The following is a 1,868-nucleotide window of genomic DNA, read 5'->3' on the forward strand; positions in this document are numbered from 1 at the left end:
CCTCGTTGTAGTAACGGCGGACGCTTGGTTGCCCTTCGGGCCCGAACGCATGAGCGCGAAGGTAACGCGCCCAAGCCTTGTGTGATTCAGGGACTGCCAATGCTCGATCCCCCTTCGGTCTAACGTCTGACGTTTGAGCAGCGGACGTGCCGCTCTCGAAAGAGTAGCGCTTTCGCCGTCTGCTCGAAACGTTTGTTCGACGTCAGGCTAGCGCTTCCAGGGAAGGCCGAGTACCACCTGCTCCAGCGTGAACTCTGGAGTCGGGCGCTCCCAGCGACTGCGGTTCTCCAGCAGCACAGCAGGATTGGCCTCCGAGATCTCATAGAACGCGTCGTCGAATGGGGTGAGTCCGAAGTTGCCCAGGTAGTCGCAAAGCATCTCGCGTGTGAAACGGTCACGCTTGCGCAGCGAGGAGTAGTGCTCTGTCTGCTCGAACGGGAACGGCAAACCTGACTCCTCGAAGATCCAGCGCCCACCGTCGTTCATCGCTGCGATTGCTCGCCTGTATCCCAGCGGCGGCGTCCCGCCCAGTTCTGGCGGCGCATACACTTCCCAGATCGTAGCGGGCCAGGTCGCACTGGGTGGAGTCGAGCACACTCGCATAGCAAGTACGCCGCAGTTCTTCGCAAGGAACGACATCGCGGGAAACGGGTCAGAGCCCGCGATCCCGCTCTGGAAACAGGTCGTCCAACCGGATCGTGTACCGATGAACACGCGACGCCGCATTTCCGCCGACAACGGGGGCAGAGCCTCAAACGCATCACCTAGCGAAGACGAAATGTCGCGCCTGGTGTAGAACGTCCCGATTGATGCATGCCACTCGATCAATGCCGACACGGCTGCTTCAACCGGCAGATCGATGAGGCCCATATTGTGCGTGACGGGATACCAAGTGTCGATCAGCACAGAACCCCCTCCTGTACGTCGAACGTCTGACGTTTGAGCTGCGAGCGTAACGCTTTCAGAGAGCGACGACTGTCTGCGAGTCAGCTCGAAACGTTGGTTAGGTGAGAAAGCGACGCTCCCAGCATATCGATGCCCTTCCACCGATAGTAGCCCGTCCCGGCCTTCGTCAACTTCCAAAGCGTCCAGTGTTTGCGAGACAGCTTGAAGGGAAGGAAGGCCTCCAGCTCCTTCACGTACTCCCTGGCCTCAGCAGTGGCCTCGACGTACGGAAGGTTGAGATTGAGGCCACAGTGTGACTTGCGAGCAATAGCGGCTTCGATGTGCGAAGGGCCATGGCCCATGCCGCCATAGTACTCCAGCCCTTGAAACGGCAAGGTGAACCCAGTCCGCGGATCCTTCAGCTTGAACGTGGCGTGGACAAACACGCGGACCGATGGGAGCAGATACTCATCTTCAGGTACATCTTGCTTGGCGAGCCACTCAACGAGATCCGAGATGTCCTCCTGTTGAAGCTCCCAAGTGTTGTCATATACAACATCTGCAGGCCGCTCCGCTGACACGCGATTACGACGCGTGGGGACTCCATACCTCCGAAAAGCCTCCACCCCGGCCGCCTGATTTGCGGCAGATGTTGACGACCCATCCCTGACAGAGAGGTAGATCCCATGGTAGTGAATGTCTGACGCACAGCGATCCAGAAACAGCGCGAATTGAGCCCATACCGCAACTGGATTGCGGCTGCGAATGTGGTGCACGCCCCCTGCGGAGATTGGTAGACCGTCATATCTGATGAAAGCATCTCGCGGTTCAGGCACACATCCCCCAGTCTTCACCTAACGTCTGACGTTTGAGCAGCGGACGTATCACTCTCGAAAGAGTAGCGCTTTCGCCGTCTGCTCGAAACGTTTGTTAGCTACGCGCGGGCAGCATCAGCCACCGCGCGCCAGGCCGCGAGTTTCGCC

General features: G+C 58.9%; 2 protein-coding genes. Both read right to left on the reverse strand.

The genetic code is table 11. The annotated features are described in order from the left end of the window. Positions 1-207 precede the first annotated feature (207 nt). Positions 208-906 carry a hypothetical protein gene (locus HGA39_09830; GenBank protein ID NTW29642.1) on the reverse strand — a complete coding sequence of 233 codons (699 nt, stop codon included), beginning with the start codon at positions 904-906 and terminating at the stop codon, positions 208-210. An 80-nt stretch (positions 907-986) separates the two neighbouring features. After that, on the reverse strand, positions 987-1,466 hold the full coding sequence (locus HGA39_09835; GenBank protein NTW29643.1) for a hypothetical protein: 480 nt from the start codon (positions 1,464-1,466) through the stop codon (positions 987-989). Positions 1,467-1,868 lie beyond the last annotated feature (402 nt).

The sequence above is a fragment of the Coriobacteriia bacterium genome, from assembly GCA_013336165.1.
Taxonomy (GTDB): domain Bacteria; phylum Actinomycetota; class Coriobacteriia; order Anaerosomatales; family JAAXUF01; genus JAAXUF01.